This is a genomic window from Bradyrhizobium sp. NBAIM08 (assembly GCF_020193935.1).
Classification (GTDB): domain Bacteria; phylum Pseudomonadota; class Alphaproteobacteria; order Rhizobiales; family Xanthobacteraceae; genus Bradyrhizobium; species Bradyrhizobium yuanmingense.
Genome location: NZ_JADYVR010000689.1, coordinates 1 through 421, shown reverse-complemented (window position 1 = coordinate 421; position 421 = coordinate 1). Strand labels below are relative to the sequence as shown.

Here is a 421-nt window from a genome sequence, read left to right as displayed (position 1 = left end):
CAAGATAGTCCGTCGGAGCCGCCTCGTCTCCATCGAGCAGGCTATCCGGGAGCGTCTTGCTCGCCTTTGCGCCAAGCGCTTTGAGCTGCCCCACCTGCTGAACAAGGCTACCTTTCCCAGACGAAAGTTTCCCCATCGCGTCATCGAAGGAGGCCCTTGCCTGGCTAAGCCGAATTCCGAGTGAGCTCATGTCCTCGATAAAACCAACCAACTTGTCGTAAATCCTTCCAGCCCTCGAAGCGATTAGTTCGGCATTTCGATTTCGGCGTTCAACCTGCCAGACGTTTGCGACAGTCCGCAGTGCAATCATTAGCGTCGTCGGCGTGGCGATTGCCACGTTGTTTTCGACTGCAAACGAGGTCAGATTAGAGTCTTCTTGTAGTGCGGCTGCTAGAGCCCCCTCTATCGGCACGAACATTAC

The 421-nt window shown here is 55.3% G+C and carries 1 protein-coding gene; it reads right to left on the bottom strand.

What is annotated here, in order from left to right; all coding sequences use genetic code 11:
* The coding region (rmuC, locus tag I6F37_RS41580) for a DNA recombination protein RmuC (RefSeq protein WP_225154609.1) at positions 1-421 on the bottom strand (421 nt) is incomplete at both ends.